This window comes from Syntrophorhabdales bacterium (assembly GCA_035541455.1).
In the GTDB taxonomy this organism is placed as follows: Bacteria; Desulfobacterota; Syntrophorhabdia; order Syntrophorhabdales; family WCHB1-27; genus JADGQN01.
The window spans coordinates 1-16,278 of record DATKNH010000091.1; the positions used below are offsets into that span (position 1 = coordinate 1).

18 protein-coding genes are annotated in these 16,278 nt (G+C 52.2%); 3 read left to right on the plus strand and 15 right to left on the minus strand.

Translation table 11 applies throughout. The features are described from left to right. Positions 1–282: 282 nt before the first annotated feature. Positions 283–852 (plus strand): hypothetical protein, encoded by a 570-nt coding sequence (locus VMT71_09415; protein HVN24180.1) that lies wholly within the window; start codon positions 283–285, stop codon positions 850–852. A 306-nt stretch (positions 853–1,158) separates the two neighbouring features. Here VMT71_09415 and VMT71_09420 read toward each other — a convergent pair whose 3' ends face one another. From VMT71_09420 to VMT71_09435, 4 genes are read right to left on the minus strand one after another with little or no spacing between them, the layout of a single operon-like run. Next, on the minus strand, positions 1,159–1,995 hold the full coding sequence (locus VMT71_09420) for an ABC transporter permease (GenBank protein HVN24181.1): 837 nt from the start codon (positions 1,993–1,995) through the stop codon (positions 1,159–1,161). Then, positions 1,964–4,324 (minus strand): endopeptidase La, encoded by a 2,361-nt coding sequence (lon, locus tag VMT71_09425; protein ID HVN24182.1) that lies wholly within the window; start codon positions 4,322–4,324, stop codon positions 1,964–1,966. Before lon ends, VMT71_09420 begins: the two co-directional genes overlap by 32 nt. A 6-nt stretch (positions 4,325–4,330) precedes the next feature. Continuing rightward, the gene (locus VMT71_09430) at positions 4,331–4,774 is read right to left on the minus strand and encodes an Hsp20/alpha crystallin family protein (protein ID HVN24183.1); all 444 of its coding nucleotides are present in this window, start codon (positions 4,772–4,774) and stop codon (positions 4,331–4,333) included. 7 nt (positions 4,775–4,781) lie between these two features. Next, positions 4,782–5,708 (minus strand): prenyltransferase/squalene oxidase repeat-containing protein, encoded by a 927-nt coding sequence (locus tag VMT71_09435; protein HVN24184.1) that lies wholly within the window; start codon positions 5,706–5,708, stop codon positions 4,782–4,784. A 206-nt stretch (positions 5,709–5,914) separates the two neighbouring features. Here VMT71_09435 and VMT71_09440 point away from each other — a divergent pair, with 206 nt between their 5' ends. Beyond that, a complete protein-coding gene (locus VMT71_09440; protein ID HVN24185.1) occupies positions 5,915–6,634 on the plus strand; it encodes a cytochrome c biogenesis protein CcdA in 720 nt (239 codons plus the stop codon). Between the two features lie 441 nt (positions 6,635–7,075). On the opposite strand, the gene VMT71_09445 is transcribed toward VMT71_09440, so the two are convergent. The 11 genes from VMT71_09445 to VMT71_09495 form a co-directional block, all read right to left on the minus strand. After that, complete coding sequence (locus tag VMT71_09445; protein HVN24186.1) at positions 7,076–7,987, minus strand: RNA polymerase factor sigma-32; 912 nt, start codon at positions 7,985–7,987, stop codon at positions 7,076–7,078. Beyond that, complete coding sequence (locus VMT71_09450; GenBank protein ID HVN24187.1) at positions 7,984–8,985, minus strand: XdhC/CoxI family protein; 1,002 nt, start codon at positions 8,983–8,985, stop codon at positions 7,984–7,986. Before VMT71_09450 ends, VMT71_09445 begins: the two co-directional genes overlap by 4 nt. Positions 8,986–9,252: 267 nt before the next feature. Then, positions 9,253–10,056 (minus strand): selenium-dependent molybdenum cofactor biosynthesis protein YqeB, encoded by an 804-nt coding sequence (gene yqeB / locus VMT71_09455; protein ID HVN24188.1) that lies wholly within the window; start codon positions 10,054–10,056, stop codon positions 9,253–9,255. 1 nt (position 10,057) lies between these two features. After that, entirely contained in the window at positions 10,058–11,074 is a 1,017-nt protein-coding gene (locus VMT71_09460) for a molybdopterin-binding protein (GenBank protein ID HVN24189.1), read from the minus strand. Beyond that, complete coding sequence (locus VMT71_09465; GenBank protein ID HVN24190.1) at positions 11,061–11,684, minus strand: nucleotidyltransferase family protein; 624 nt, start codon at positions 11,682–11,684, stop codon at positions 11,061–11,063. The genes VMT71_09460 and VMT71_09465 overlap by 14 nt, the downstream gene beginning before the upstream one ends. A gap of 102 nt (positions 11,685–11,786) precedes the next feature. Then, the gene (locus tag VMT71_09470) at positions 11,787–11,984 is read right to left on the minus strand and encodes a DUF1858 domain-containing protein (protein HVN24191.1); all 198 of its coding nucleotides are present in this window, start codon (positions 11,982–11,984) and stop codon (positions 11,787–11,789) included. 113 nt (positions 11,985–12,097) lie between these two features. Further along, positions 12,098–12,697: an AmmeMemoRadiSam system protein A gene (gene amrA / locus VMT71_09475; protein HVN24192.1), complete on the minus strand. Its 600-nt coding sequence runs from the start codon at positions 12,695–12,697 to the stop codon at positions 12,098–12,100. Beyond that, entirely contained in the window at positions 12,687–13,529 is an 843-nt protein-coding gene (amrB, locus tag VMT71_09480) for an AmmeMemoRadiSam system protein B (GenBank protein ID HVN24193.1), read from the minus strand. Before amrB ends, amrA begins: the two co-directional genes overlap by 11 nt. Before the next feature lie 171 nt (positions 13,530–13,700). Further along, positions 13,701–13,910 (minus strand): hypothetical protein, encoded by a 210-nt coding sequence (locus VMT71_09485; GenBank protein HVN24194.1) that lies wholly within the window; start codon positions 13,908–13,910, stop codon positions 13,701–13,703. 152 nt (positions 13,911–14,062) lie between these two features. Further along, positions 14,063–14,398, minus strand: a complete 336-nt coding sequence (locus VMT71_09490) for a hypothetical protein (protein HVN24195.1) — start codon at positions 14,396–14,398, stop codon at positions 14,063–14,065. Continuing rightward, the gene (locus VMT71_09495; protein HVN24196.1) at positions 14,395–14,727 is read right to left on the minus strand and encodes a hypothetical protein; all 333 of its coding nucleotides are present in this window, start codon (positions 14,725–14,727) and stop codon (positions 14,395–14,397) included. The genes VMT71_09490 and VMT71_09495 overlap by 4 nt, the downstream gene beginning before the upstream one ends. A gap of 301 nt (positions 14,728–15,028) precedes the next feature. Here VMT71_09495 and VMT71_09500 point away from each other — a divergent pair, with 301 nt between their 5' ends. After that, a complete protein-coding gene (locus VMT71_09500; protein HVN24197.1) occupies positions 15,029–16,135 on the plus strand; it encodes a glycosyl hydrolase 108 family protein in 1,107 nt (368 codons plus the stop codon). The last annotated feature ends 143 nt before the right edge of the window (positions 16,136–16,278 follow it).

Genomic DNA, 16,278 nt, shown 5'->3' on the forward strand with positions numbered 1-16,278 from the left:
TTCTGCCTTTCTTGTGTCTCGTGGCTCTTTCAAGTTTGATGCTCTCCGGAAGAGAACAATTCACTGAAGAGGAAAATGGATAGAACATTGTAGGCTATTTTTGCCCACCCCGGTCATATTTGGCAGCGTTCCCCCTGCGCATACACCCTCATCGAATCTGACGCTGAACAGTGCTAACCGCCCGTAATCATGCGGCTGCAACTCGTGGGCTGCGGCTTGGTCAACATACTTTATCAAAGGAACAAAAATTGCAGGACAAATCAACAGGCACAGGAGGCCTGTATGCCCGTACCCAGAATATATACGAAAAATTGGGAACGGCTCAAGGTTGCCGCGAGGGAAAACGAGACCAGGGAAATAAGCCAACCCCGGCCAACAGTCCCTGCTCCGAAAAGGCAGAAGCACAGAAAGGCCCCCAGGTTCTCGGTTATCCTCATAGGCGTGCTGGCACTGCTCGCCTTCACCGCTGCAAGTCTGTGGATATATTCAGAAGGGCAGCTCATGATCGCTTCTCGTGATCTCACCGACCTAAAGACGCGTCTCGCGCTTCTCCAGGAAAAAACGAAAAAGGTGGAGGACGAAAAACAGCGCCTGGAAGAAGAAAACTCGATGCTCTCTACCCAATACGAGCAACGCGCGACTGAGCTTGCACAGTTGGAAGAAGAGATCAATGCATTAAGATCACAAAAAGACAAATCGAGAGCAAAATCCAAACAAACCGCCGGCGATTTATCGTCCGCACATGTCGCCGGCGCTCAAGGAACGGCCCAGGAACCTTCTCCCACCCAAAGCAGCACCCCCAAAGTTCAGAAACCAGAGCACCAGGACGCAAAGGTTTACAAACTAGACTAGTTAGGTCCAGGGTCCGGAGAAGATCCGACGGACGACCGCCTAACGGCTCGGACGACCGCCGCGCCTAGCAACGCGACTCGGACGATGGACGATAGATGGACCGATTAAATTACAAAATCATAGTCTTGAGAAATACTCTTGGTTAAGGGCTGCTAGCTAATCCCTAAACGCTAATTAAGACCAATTCGGATTCAAGATGTCCAGCGAGACGCTCCGAGGGCTGGACTGCACAGGTGTACCTTGCGGTACGTCGCAGCAGGACAGGCCGAAGGGCAACGAGGATATGCGCTTGAAGGCAAATTGGTCTTATTTGTTTGCGTAGCGTCTGCGGGGGTCCAGTATATCGCTCAACCCCTCACCAAGGAGTATATACCCCATCACCGTAAGGAAAATGGCTATGCCAGGGTAGAGACTGAGCCACCAGGCTATTTCGATGTTGTCCTTCGCCTGAATCAGGATATTTCCCCAGCTGGGAGTGGGCGGCTGCACCCCTATTCCGAGAAAGCTGAGCGCCGATTCGGTGAGGATGGCACCGCCGATGCCCAGAGTGGCAACCACGTAAACAGGAGCTAAAGCATTCGGCAGAATGTGACTGAAAATGATCCGCATATTCGAAAGCCCCTGGGCTCGGGCCGCCATCACGAACTCTTTGCTCTTGATGCTCAAAAATTCCGCCCTCACAAGGCGGGAAATACCCATCCAACTGGTAAGCCCGATCACCGCCATGATATTCCAGATGCTTGGCTCAAGAAAGGCAATCACCGCCAGGATAAGAAAAAAAGTAGGAAAGCACATCATGAGATCGACGAATCTCATGATGATTTCGTCCACAATCCCGCCGTAAAAACCGGAGATTGCTCCCAGGATCAGCCCTATAATGGTTGCTATGCCTACAGAAACGAATCCCACGAGAAGAGATACACGGCTTCCGTAAATCACCCTGGCCAGCACGTCCCTGCCCAGCACGTCAGTACCAAAAGGGTGAGAAAAAGAGGGGGCTGCAAGAACATTTTTCAGGTTCGTCTCGAGCGGATTATGCGGAGCAACGAACGGTGCCAGGATCGCGCAAAAAAACATGGGAATAAGGATGATCAGACCCGTCAGTGCGAGTCTATTTCTTGAGATGCTTTGAAGAAGTTCCATACGAAAAGGCGTGGTTGAAAACCTGGGATATGTCCCGGGCGTAAATAAATTTTAGACCGGCCTTAAGGTTCTTATCTATCTGGGCTACGTCGTTTTTGTTCTTCTCCGGGACGATCAGCGTGGTAATGCCGGCTCGCTTCGCTGCGAGCGTCTTTTCTTTGATTCCACCCACCGGAAGTACAACACCGGTGAGCGTTATCTCTCCGGTCATTGCCACATCGGCCCGCATTCGCTTATTCTTGATAATAGAGAGCAATGCGGTCGCCATGGTAACACCTGCTGACGGGCCGTCCTTTGGAATCGCACCCTGGGGCACATGCAGGTGAAAGTCGTGCTGATCAAAAAATTCATCGCTGATGTCGAGCTTTTTTGCATTGCTTCTGATGTAGCTGAGAGCAGCCCGTGCAGATTCCTGCATGACCTCACCAAGACTTCCGGTGAGCGTAAGACCTTTCTTGCCGGGCATCATGGCAGCTTCGATGAAGAGGATGTCCCCCCCAGCCTCGGTCCATGCCAGTCCGGTTACAACACCCGGGCGCGACGCGCGAAGTGCAACTTCAGGAAAAACAGCCTCAGGTCCTAGATACTCGCGCACTTCCTTGACACCGATTCTCTTCTTCGCCTTCTTTGTCTCCAGGCGCTCGACAGCCATCTTGCGGATGACCTTGGCCACCTGCCTCTCCAGCGTGCGCACGCCTGCTTCCCTTGTATAATGATCGATCAGATAGAGGAGCGCGTTCTCTTCAAATTCAATACCGCTTGCATCCAAGCCGTGTTCCTTGAGCTGCCTCGGGATCAGGTACTCCTTTGCTATACGCAGCTTTTCTTCGTTCGTATATCCCGAAAGCCTGATCATCTCCATCCGGTCGCGCAGGGCCGGCTGGATAGTGTCCACAACATTGGCAGTGGTGATGAACGTCACCTTTGAAAGGTCGAAAGGAATCTCCAAGTAGTGGTCGCTGAATGTGGCGTTCTGTTCGGGATCGAGCACTTCGAGCAGGGCGCTCGAAGGGTCGCCCCTGAAATCAGCACCCACTTTATCGACCTCATCCAACATGAATACCGGGTTATTACTGCCGCACCTGCGTATACCCTGGATGATCCTTCCAGGCATCGCCCCTACGTACGTCCTTCTGTGACCGCGTATCTCCGCCTCATCCCTGATCCCGCCGAGCGAGATGCGGATAAATTTCTTTCCCATGGCCCGCGCTATTGATTTCCCTAAAGACGTCTTTCCAACACCCGGTGGGCCCGCAAAGCAAAGCAGCGGCGCTTTTATATCTGGTTTTATCCTGAGTACGGCAAGATACTCGATAATGCGCTCCTTCACGTCTTTGAGATCGTAGTGATCTTCGTCCAGTATTTTGCGCGCCTGTTTGATATCCAATTCCGATTCGTGGTGGATCTCCCAGGGGATATCGATGAGCCAATCGAGGTACGTTCTTATGACGCTGTATTCCGCTGAAGAAGGGTTGAGCATGCTGAAGCGGGATATCTCTTTTTCGATTTCTTCCGCAACGTAGTCAGGGTACTTCCTCCCCTCCATCTTTGCACGGAGCTTACCCACTTCCACAGCCATTTCACTATCCTCGCCCAGCTCCCTCCTAATGGCGTTGAGCTGTTCCCTCAGATAATGCTCCTTCTGCAGCTTTCCAATCTCCTTCTGCACTTCAAGATGGATTTTGCCTGAGAGCTCGAGTAGTTCGAGTTCCCTACCCTGGAAGAAGGAAAGTCTCCGCAGCTTTTCTTCAGCACTGTCGAGCTCCAGCACTTCCTGTTTCTCCCCCAGGGTGAGCTTGAGCATCGTGCCTACGAAATAGGCCAGTTTTATGGGCTCGTCGATATTAGTGGCTGCTATCTTCAGTTCATCCGGAGCCTGCGGCGTGAGATTAAGAATCTTCAGGTACTGGTCACTTACGGTCCGCATGAGCGCTTCAACATTTTTCGTGACTTCTTCATTCTCCTGAAGCACTTCGATCCTGGCGCGCGGAAAAGGCTCCTGCTGAGTGAACCCCATCCGCTTGATCTTTGTCAGCCCTTGCACAATAATGCGGATGCTTCCGTCCGGCAGTTTGAGGAGCTTATGAATTGTGGCTGCTGTTCCTATAGAAAAGATGTTTTGCTCTGATGACGTCTCATCCTTAACGGGAGCACCAAATATCCCTATAATACGGTCCTTTGACATGGCTTCGTCGACCGCAAGAGTAAAAGACTTCTCCGAGACTGCAAGCGGCACCACTGTATAAGGATAGACGATCGTCTCCGCTGTCGTTAAGACGGGAAGTTCTCCCGGAATCTCCGGGTCTTTTCCTTTCAATTCCTGATCCATCCCAGATCACCTTTCATTGAGCCCTACCGCAACCTCTGCAGGTCTTTTCTGAGCACGTATGATAAGGAAGCCATCCCTGTAAGTTGCTTTCACTTCACCTATCCTTACTGCGTCGGAGACGACGATCACTCGCTCGAACTCTCCGTAGTTGATTTCCATCTGGTGATAGGTGTGTATCTGCTCCCGGGCCCCCATGTTTCTACTACCCGAGATGCGGATGCGGTTGCCTTCCTGCACGATGCTGATCTCTTTCCTTTTTACGCCCGCCAATTCGAGCTTTATGATGATTTCATTCTCGAGCTCATAGATATCCAGAGGCGGTTTCCACGTTGCCCCGACAGCGGCCGGCACGTGCATTCTCCCGGTGACGAGCTCGAAAAAATCCTGTTCCATCCGGCCGGCAAGTTTCTTTAGATCCTCAAAGGGATCGAAGGACTTTACTTTCGCCATGTAGTCTCTACTTTGCCTCCGAGAGAGCCCAGGCTACGAAACAGGTCGTCTGGGTATTCTTCTTTGCCTTCTTGTCGAACTGCTGCGGGAAGTCGCTGATGTAGGCTCCATCAGGAAGCTGAGCTTTGGCAAGATATTCGGCAGCTTTCGCTATAGCATCTTTCTGACCGGGGACTTTGATAAGGCCCATGATAGCGTAAGCTGTAACTTCAGGGTCCTCAGGCGCCGGCGGCACCATCGAGAAGCCACCGGAAGACTTCTGGAGCTTGAGGAGCCATTCCACAGCATTCTTCACCGAAGGTGATCCAGGGTCAGTTTCATATGCAATTAAGGCACGGATTGCCCAGCCGGTAGCCGCGGCTACGGAAGGTGACCCCTTTGGCATGCCAAAGCCGCCATCCGGATTCTGGCAGCTCACCAGCCATTCCAAAGCCTTCTTTACCGTCGCATCCTCTTTGGGGTAACCGAGGTCCGCAAGAGCACAAAGCACTACAGACGTATATATCGTGAGCGGCGCTCCTTCTGTTCCAATCCGCTTGAATCCGCCGGCAGGGTCCTGGACTTTTCGCAAATACTCTACGCCGTTCATGCAGTTAACCTGCCCTTTCTTCACCTGGCTCATAGCCATAAGGGCAAAGGCTGTGTGGGCAGTGTTGTTATTCCAGTCACCACCAGGTTTCTGGTCCTTGAGAATGAAGGCAACACCTTTATCGACTCTTTCTTTTTCCATGTTGTTCATCACCAGCACCTTCACGGCCCAGCTGGTCACTTCAGTCTCGGGAGGGAACTCACCTTTGACTCGGGACCACCCACCATCCGGCTCCTGCATGGAGACAATATACCCGAGTGCCTTCGGAAGTGTATCCGCGCCGAGAACAATCGAGGGGATTAAAAGGAGCGAGAGTACAAGCCCGTAGAAAATCTTTCTTTTCATTGCGCACCTCTCGTGAATAGATTTCCTGATCGCGACGAACGTCCCACTTTTATAGCATTATATTGGGTTTCCGTTCAATACATTTCAAGATCTGGAGACGGTTGAAGCGAGGAAGCGGCCGTCCGAAGTGTGCCCGGGGTTCCGCTTCATCCCTTCATCGCTTCATCACAAAGCATTAATTGACAATTCTTCTGAACTGATGAATAATGATTCCTACTCACATGGATGTCTCTGCCCTCCTTGCTTTCGGCGCAGGTGTGTTATCCTTTTTCAGTCCGTGCGTTCTTCCGCTCGTTCCTTCCTACCTTATTTTTATCAGCGGTGCCAGCATCAGTAATTATGACGAACTCTCCACCGGAAAGCACCGCAAAACACTGCTCCTGCACTCAGTCTCTTTCATAGTCGGCTTTTCCCTCGTCTTTATTTCCCTGGGCGTTTCCTCTTCATTGCTGGGAAATCTTTTTTCAACCTACGAAAGATGGATAGTCAGGATCGGTGGCCTTCTGCTCATTTTCTTCGGGCTCAACATGCTGAACGTTCTGAAGATCCCTTTTTTAAATCAGGAAAAGATGTATCACATGAGGGCAAGGCCCATAGGGTTCATCGGCTCCTTCCTGATAGGCGTAACCTTCTCCCTGGGCTGGACTCCCTGTATAGGACCGGTGCTCGCGTCCATTCTTCTCATAGCTTCAACAACTTCCACGGTAAAACAGGGGATGTACCTGCTCAGCCTTTATTCTCTCGGTCTTGCCATACCCTTTTTTATCGCTGCTCTTCTCGTCGGCCGGATTCTTCATCTCATGCAGAGATACGGCTGGATCATGAAATACTCATCGTATGTGATAGGCGGATTGCTGATTGTCGTGGGCATTCTGCTGGCGTCGGGGTATTTTGCGAAGATCAGCGAATCTCTCCTCCGCCTCTAGTAACGGTTCGCATTAAAGCGTGTACCTTCATTGCCCTTCGGCCTGTTCTTGCTCCTGCCACCCGCGGATGACAAGTTTGGCAGGTCGCGGGTACCCGGCCAAAACAGTGGTACAACGCAGCCCAAGCCTCGGAGCGCCTCGGCCTCCGCTTGACTTCGAACCGTTACAATAGCCAGGGATCATCGAAAAAAAGTCTGTGAACGTAGCAACGTTATGTAAAGACCTAAACTCGACCTAGCTGACCCTGAAAGGGCAAGTAAGAGAAGGTATTGAGTACACTATTCTTCAATGGTTATATTTGCTGCCGTGTATGGTTACGACACAGGCAAAGACAAGTTTTGCCAGACCCCTCGCCATCGCCAAAACGCTCAATCAGGCGATGAAACCTAAAGTATATGCGTGCCCGATGAGGCCTTTTACCAAGCAGAAGAAAGGTCTGTGTTACAGGTCCAAACTTCGGAGGTCTGCCTGAAACGTCTCGTTGAATTTCTTGAGGACCCGGTTCTCGATCTGTCGCACCCGCTCTCTCGATATTTTGAAGCGGGCGCCGATCTCCTGGAGGGTCATCGGCTCTTCCGCCATGATGCGCTTGTCGAATATCCAAAGCTCTTTGTCGTTTAGCATAGTCTTAAATTCTTTTACCTTCTTTTCCAGTACGGCTCTCTTTTCCCTCGCCGTTACCGCGTCTTCGATGTTCTGGTCGCTCTGCATCACATCCATCAGCGTCTCTTCCCCCTCATCGTAAAGAGGATGGTCGAGCGACATATCCGTATATGCCAGCCTCTTTTCCATCTCTTCCACTTCTTCCGCCTTCACGTCCAGGGTGCTCGCAAGGAGCTGCGGCGCGGGGACAACGCCCTGTGCTTCCAGTTTCTTTTTCTCTTTATTCAGCCGATAAAACAACTTTCTCTGGCTCTGCGTGGTACCGACCTTCACGATGCTCCAGGAATCCATGATATGCTTCAGAATGTAGGCCCGTATCCAGAACGATGCGTACGTGGAAAACCGCGTTCCCTTGTAGGGATTATATTTCTTTACCGCGTGGACGAGACCCACATTTCCTTCCTGTATCAGATCGAGAATGTTCAAGTAGGTATTGTAATACTCCAGAGCTATCTTGACGACGAGCTTGAGATTTGATACCACCAGCATATGTGCGGCGTCGGGATCCTTCTTCACGAAGGCTTTTGTGGCCAGATCCAACTCCTGCTCTCTTGTCAGTACGGGATGTTTCGACACTTCTGCGAGGTATCGCTTCAGGGGATCAAAGGGTGCAGGAAGTTCGCGCTCTTCCAGTTCCTTGCCATCAATCTCTTTTTCCTCTTCGAATAAGCCCTCGTCCGAGTGCTTCACGCCCTTTCCCTTCGTACCTTGATCAGCTCCGCCACAATACTTACCGCTATCTCCTGGGGCGTCTCAGAATTTATGGAGATGCCTATAGGCGCGTACACAGATCCAAGCGCCTTTTCGTCGAAGCCCCGCTGTTTCATGTAGTCCATGACCATTCTGGTCTTTCTCTTGCTCCCGATCATCCCAACATACCGTGTGGGGCGCCTCATAACCTGCTCGAGGACAAGCGCATCATGTTTGTGGCCCCGCGTCAAGATTACCACATATTCGTTACCGTGGAAACTGAGTTGGTCAAACACGTGCAGGAAATCATCCGCAATGACGCGCTCTGCCTCAGGGAATCTCCCGGTATTGGCAAATTCCTCGCGATCATCAATCACCGTCACGTTGAAATCGACCATGGTGGCAACACGCGATACATACTGCGATACGTGACCGGCCCCAAAAACATAAAGGACCGGAGAAGTCTGCAAGGGTTCCACAACGGTATTACCGGAGACCACCGGTTTCTTCTCCCGAAGGTACTGCTGAAAATCCGTCCGCGCTTCCTCTCCCGGCGCGTCGCCCAGGACTACCCCATCTTCCCTGATAAGGCTCTTCGAGAACTCTCGTTCAGAAAACCTGGTAATCAGCAAGGCCCCAACACCTTGACGCTCAAGCTGAGGTATGGCTCTATACAAGGTCCTGTACTTGTCTGCAACGGGCTCCACGAAGATATCGACGTTGCCACCGCAGATCATCCCGTCCTCTTCCAGCTGTTTCCCGTCCATCGTGTAGTGGAGAAGTTTGGCTGCACCGGTCTTTATGACTTTGCGCGCCTCCTGCCAAACCTCTGCCTCGGTGCACCCGCCGCCTACGGTCCCGTAAAACTTTCCGTCACTACCGACGAACATTTTGGCCCCTTCTTCCCTGGGGGCCGCGCCCAGCTTCTTTACGATAGTAGCGAGTGCCCCACCACTGCCTCTCTCCAGGTATTCGTCGATGATACTGTAAAGGTCCATCAACACCTCAAGTTAGCTTGCTTTACCACTTCGTCTTCAAATCTATGCTGTCCCGATACCCGCTTGCGGACGTCTCATGCGCTCCGGTTTAAATCCCAATATCGAATATCTACATCCTAAACAATTTCAAATACCTAAATATTCTAAACTGGATACTCGTGTCTGCAGCGGTTTCGGATTCTGGTCATCCAACATTGTTTAGTAATTCGATATTAGGATGCAGAATTTATCCTTATACACTCGCAATCTTGTCGCTAGTACCTGTACCTATGCGTCCGACCCGTTGTAGTGATGCATAATCGCTTCGAGCACACCGCCTGCGATTGCCCGAGCCTTGTCCGATATAGTGTAGCAATTGATACGTTCCGCCCTGGGGTCTATATCTCCGACCTTTTCTCTTTTCTCTACTTCTATCTCCCGCACAAGACCGCGCAGTACACCGCTGATCAAAGCTTGCACCGGCTCCCCGCCGACATAGAGCACTGTGTCTCCAATACTCACAGGCTCGCCCAGTTTTTTCGCATGCCTGACAGGGCCGGCCTTCGGCGCTCTGAGCACCCGCTCCTGCCTGAACCCGTCGGTCGCTCCAGGCATGCCTGTGTAAGCTTCAGCCTGACCGCTGTAAATTACCTTTCCCAGGTTGTGGCCCCTATTGCTTTCGACAACCGCATGCACCTCTTCGGGGGCTCTGAAGTCAGGGCCGACACCTATCACCAGCGGCGCCTCGCTCTTTTGCGTTCCCGTATTCCTCTTGGCCATCACTGCGTCTATAACGACGTGAGGCTTTATCTCGCCAACGATCTTCCACAAGGGATCCACTAACACGCCAATGCTCCCCGCCCTCCAGACCTTATCGAGCGCTGAGAAATCCGCTATACGCTCCGCACGCACGCCTTCCACTTCCATAGACCCTTCATAGACGGCCTCGCAAAAGGCTACACCTCTTCGTACCGCGAGCGGCTTTGCTATCTCGGTCATTGCTATCTTCTTGACGCCGGCCATGAAAAGGCGGTGAGCAATGCCGGTCGCCATCTCTCCTGCCCCTTTGACTACGACTGTGAGGGCGTTCATGCTATTTGCTCTTTCCAAAAAAACAGTTGGGATAATGGCACTCCGCGCAGTTCGTGCAGAGTCCCCCGTGACCCAGCTTCAGTATATCACTTTTGGTGATCTTGACACCAGCAAGGACCCACGGAAGAATTATATCCAGGACAGTGCTCTTGCTATAGTAAACGCACGCAGGAGCTCCAAGAATGTATTTCCCTTTGCGTCGCGCTATAAGAAACATCGCTCCCGGGAAGACCGGTGCGCCGTAAAGCTGTATTCGGGCCCCTGTCGCTGCGACACCTTCTTTCGTTACGTCATCAGGGTCCACGGATAGCCCTCCGGTGGTTATCACAATGTCAGCACCTTTCTGCAGGAGACGCAGAATGGCATCCCTGATTGCACCAACATCATCCGGTGTGAACTCTTTCCCTATCATCTCCAGGCCGTAATTCCTGAGCCTTTCCTCGACGAGCGGTGAACCGTCTTTTATTCTCCCGCTGAAGACCTCAGTGCCTGTCACCACAAGACCGCCCTTCGTCGACTTAAAAGGCAGTATTCTAATGACCCCTTGTCTGCCGGTCTGCTCCGCTTGCTGCAACGCCGCCTCACCAATATAAAGCGGCAGGATGCGCGTAGCCGCAATCATGTCCCCGGCCTTGACAGGGTAGCGGTCAGGCACCGTTGTAAAGGCAACCTCCTTAACGCTGTTGAGCGCGTAGAGCTTTCTTGTATTGACAGAAACAAGCCCCCGCACTTTACTTATGAGATTGATCCTGCCCTCCCTGGGGGGCGTGAGTTCCATGTGTGCGTCCATCGCCGCCTGAGCAATACGACGTGCAGCTTCGTCTTCATGCACCTCCTTTTCATTGCCCTCGGTCACGTATACGTAATTCTTCCCCAGGTCCATGAGCCGTTCCACGTCCTGGAGTTCAATGATTCTTCCGCGTTCGAAGGCCACGCCCTTCTTCTTCTGCGGTATAATTTCCGTAACGTCGTGAGCCAGCACAAGGCCGACTGCGTCCTGTACCTTAACCTTTTTCAATCGTATACCCCCTATTCCTCAAAAGATCGATATCGTCCTCCGTATCGAGATCCAGGAGAATCCCCTCGTCTCCTTCAACGTAGAGTATGTCTTGAGCATGCTTCTCGATGATAGGCTTTAGCGCGGTCTCTCCTTTGAGAGAGCGCGTTTCATCAAGATAGCTCGTAACGTCTATGAGTACAGGATGACCCTTCTGCCCCTTATAGACCGGCAAGACGATCCGGTGCGTACCCTGAGAGAAAGAATCCAGTATACGCCGAAGCGTCTCTGGCTTCACAAAAGGCTTGTCGCCGAGGTGCAACAAAAGAGGGCGCCCGGGCTCAAGGAAGGGCAGCACTGCCCTCACCGACGCCGACATGCCTTCCTCAAAGTCACTGTTGTGGACAAGCCTCACGGGCACATCTCTGAGGAGATGTTCGATACGTTCCCGCTGAAAGCCCGTGACCACAAAAACCGTACCCAGATCCATATCCAAAAAAGGGCGCAGGGTGCGCTTCAGGACCGGTTCACCATCAACTGTCAAGAAGAGCTTGTTCACTCCCAGTCTTCTTGATGAGCCGGCGGCCAGGATAACCGTGTCAATTCTTCCTGTTCTTCTTATTTCGCTCATATCAGCAGGGGATCCTCGCTTAGTCGCAGAGAAATCCGAACATGTAGTCTGCAAGAATTAAGAATGCGCTGAACAGGAGGTGAATCGCTTACGTCCGACTGGTCAACACTTTTGGATTTGCTTGTTCAAATCTGTAATCAATGCGTCAACATCGATGCCGTGCACCTTTGCGCCCTGTTCGATGTTCTCAAATAGCGCCGCCTGACAACCGACACAACCCAGCCCGTATCGTTCGAAGGTTGCACGCGTCTCAGGGTACTTCTGGACGACTTCTTCAATCGTCATCTGTTTACTTATCATGAGAAGCTCCTTTGATCCTCAATCTAAACCTGACGAAGCGAGGAAGCGGAAATACCAAAGCTATATCTTGTCCTCCACATCTTCGCATCATCGCTTCTTCGCATCCTCCATTTTCAAAACACGTCGGCTGAGAACACATAGATATTGGTTCCTTTCGACTTCCAGGCATCTTTGTCCAACCCGGCCTTCATGCACGCATACTCCAAGAACGTGGTTCTGTCCCAGCCGTACTCGACAGCCACCTGCGGCAGGAGCAAGCCTGTGTCAGACCCCTTCTCTATGTACAGCCCATGCACTCCCACTCTTATATCTTCGACATTCTCGACCTTCTGCATCGGCGTCAGGACAGAGATCTCGATCTCCGTCGCCTTCCATTCACCGGCGTCCAGGGGCGCAAACCTCGGATCGTGAAATGCCGCTTGCCTGGCCATTTCCCTGATCGTCTCGTCCAGGGGCAGAAACCCTTTGATGTGACCTATGCAACCTTTAAGCTGTCCGTACGTTTTCAGGCAAACAAAGGCTCCCATCTTCTCCTTCAGTTTCTGCGGCACAGCCATAGGCTTCTCTTTTCTTCCGAAGAGGCTACTCTCGATGGTCTCCTTCACCAATTCCTTCATGAGCGTCCGTTCCTCATCGGTGAAATGAAGATCGGTTCCTACCTTCTTGCCGCAATTTGCCTTCATACCTATACCTTCGTTGTCGCTACGTCCCAAGCCCTTCATCCTCTTGATAAAAGACGGCGGAGATGTATCCTACCACAGATGCTTTGTCTCCTGATACATCCCCTGAGTTTGCGTATTTCAGGACTTTCGCAGCATTCGCCCCCAACTTTCGTGAGACTGCCATGGTTGCGACGACAGCTCCGGCTCCGCACGCCTCGCACTTGTCCGCTTCAAGATCGCTGGTGAGTCCCGCGATATCGAAGCTACCCAGATTGCGCGCCACCTGCCCGTCCAGTTCCAGAGCATGGGCGTACGGATAATAGTGAGAAAGATCCGTGCTGCCTATAACAAGAGACTTTGTCCCAATCCTGCGGATAACCTTGGAGAGCGCCGAAGCCAACTCCCGCGAAACACCACTATCCTGAGTTCCCATGATCAGAGGAACCATCCTGAACTCCTGCAGCACAACCTGAAGGAAGGGAAGCTGCACCTCAAGAGAGTGTTCTCCTTTATGCACCTGAGTGTTCGCCTGAACGACCTTGCTCTCCTTGACGAGCTCGGATGCGAACTCTTCGTCGATCTGTACGATCCCGAGCGGCGTCCTGTAACCGCCCCGTTCCTGGACCGCTGCTCCTTCAAAATAGGCCTTATGGCTGGGCGCTATAATGATCACTGTGTCATACTTACGCATGAGCAGCGCCTTATATCCCCAGGCGGCCACCGCCCCCGAATACATGTAACCCGCGTGCGGCGAGACCATGCCCTTGATATCTCCCCTTATCTCTTCAGGCGAAGCCTGCTTCAGGTAGACTTCGATGTCGTCCAATAGAGCTTTCGGGTCGGCCGGATAAAACATCCCGCTGACTGCCGGTTCTCGTAACATCACGTTAATATTTTAGACCATACGGCGGGATAGTCAAATAAAATGTAAAGGATACGGAGCGAACTCAGGTTCGAAAGACTAACGGGTGGCAAGCCGCCAGGAAACGTAGCGAGGGGCTGCATATTGCTGTCCCTTCGTTTCGTCTGCGTTTACCGCTGCAACCTGGCTGAATCAGGAGGATTTAAGGTAGCGGGTTGCACGTCTCCGCTCCGGCCCTATGTAAGGAAGACCATCACCGCGGATGGGCGACTCGTTAATGTCTACCCATTCTGAATCCGATGGGCGATAAAATTCTTTGATGCTGTCCGAAGCAATGAGGTAATCGAGGATTGTGTCATCCACGTAATCATAACTGTCGTCGCGGTATTTGACGTGTATCATGGCTCCCCCAAAAACAGGTTCCTGTTTGTTTCGTAGGCTACAAGGTAGTCTACCACGTAATACGCGCAAAGCAATCGATCGAAGGGCTATTTCAGTTAGGAAAAACGGCTGAATAATCGAGGAATATTATCTTTCCTTAATCCCGCGCTGTCTCAGGGAGCGATCTGCACCTGGTCGCCAAACCGCTCGGCTAGAGCTTTTGACAGGCCGCTCATCCTGTTGTCATCGGCCAATTCGACCATGAGTTCACCGCCTTCCCCCACGACTATTTTTCCGAACTGCTTTACCACCTGCGCGACTTCATCCGGTTCTACCGTCCACCAGCCCCGGGTGCGTCTCAGGAGTTCCTCGCCTTTAAGAGGTTGTGGGGTTACGAGATCAATGCTCCTGAACCAGGCACTCCACCCGACCTGCGCCGGGGCTTTCAGAACAGGCGAAACAGGATCATGATAAATGCGGCAACGTCCGAAAAGGCGAATGCGAATCACTTGAGTATCTCCTGAACGATTTCCTGCAACGCCTCATGTACTGGCATCGCTGACGAGGGAACTGTGATCCTGCCCCGTTCAAGAATTCGCACAAAACAGAGGGCGTAAAGGAGGGCAGCTTCGTCCTCTGTTTTGGCCAAGCCTCGCCTGCCCGCCCTCGGCCAGGCCTGCTCAAATAGCACCAGCGCCTGCTCCCGCCAAAGGGCGAGCCGCCGGTCATATGGAGGAAGACTAGCAGCCTCGATTATACTCCGCTGCAGCACTTCCATGTGTGCAAAAACGCGCCGCATGCTAAGTACCGCAGGGTCACGCCCGAACTCGTCGTCCATAACTCGTTAATCGTAGCAGAGGAAGACCAGGGGGTCAAGGGGCATGGGGTAGACCGGGACAAAGGCATGGGACGGAGGGGGTCGTGTCATAAAATTGACCCCAAGTCGCCCTCAACGTGCCTTCCTCGTTCTGCGTGCCCTAAAAAGAATGGGCACTCGTAAGCCGGCCTTGTTTCTTATTTCTTACTGCTGACTGGCTTTTTCCCTGGCTCACCCGTGCCCCATGCCCTATGCCCTATGCCCCGGCTACCGCTGGCACAGGAATTGAAACGGTGCTAACGGATAACTACAAGGAGGCTCTATGCGAAATGTTGACGATGTGAGGCAAATTTATCGCGGCATGATCATTCCAGCCTCAATCTCCCCACGGGCGGGGGGGACCTCCGAATCTTTTTCTGAGGTTCTAGCATCACAGACGTCTAGGAATGAGGCGTTCGATAAAGCGGTCAGCTTTGTGCTCGAAAACAAACGGGGGTATGTGCCCGGCGACAACCCGATGAAATACGGTATCATGCAAACAACCCTTAAGGACTATGATCCAAAGGGCAAAATAGCCTCGCACGTGAGCCAACTTGATGAAGCTAAAGCCAAGCAGGTTTATCAGAAGATCTGGGAAAGAGCCGGTTGCGACAAGCTCCCCTATCCCCTGAACGTCATCCATTTTGACACATACGTGCAGAGACCGCGCACTGGCATCGAGGCACTAAAAAAGGCCCAGGGTGATCCACAACTCTACCTCGACGCGAGGAAATCGCTTCAGGACGGGATCAAGGGGTACTCATCGAGCAAGGCTCAGACGAAAAGCCGTGTTGACAAGCTCGCCTCATACGTCAAGCTGAGCACACCTTCTACTGCGGCCGAGGTACAGGCCGGTAACGCAGATACTGCTCAGGTAGCTTCCAAAAAGAAAACCCCCAGCAACTTCGAGACTGCTGCTACTTTTATTATGAAACACGAAGGAAGAGATATGGTCCAGAACGACAACGGCAAAGGGCCTGCAAAATTCGGAATTCTGCAGACAACCCTGAAAGATCTCGATCCCACGGGACGCATAGCCAAAGAAGTAAGCGAGCTTGACGAGGGAAAGGCGAAGCAGCTCTACAAAAAGATCTGGTACAGAGCGGGATGCGACAAGCTCCCCTATCCACTGAATATTATCCATTTTGATACGTTCATGCACAGGCCGAATACCGCTATCCAGGCGTTGGGCGATTCCGATGGCGATCCGCAGCTGTACCTGGAATTGCGTCAGACAGCGTTGCGGGGACTAAGGGGATACAAGAAGTTCGGAGGGGCATGGGAAACCAGGATACGAAACCTTACAAACCTGCTGATAAATCCGGCAAATCAGGCGGCTGAAAAGAAACCAACCACCATGCAACCGCTGGAGCCCGAGCGCTCCAGCTGATGCCACGCTGAATTCATTCATGTAGCATCCGGGTACCCACGCAAGTGGGTATTGCATTATGGCGATTCAAATCCCAATATCGAATATCTAAATCCTAAACGAATTTGAATACCAAATAGCCCAAATTAGAGGCTGGAGCCTAG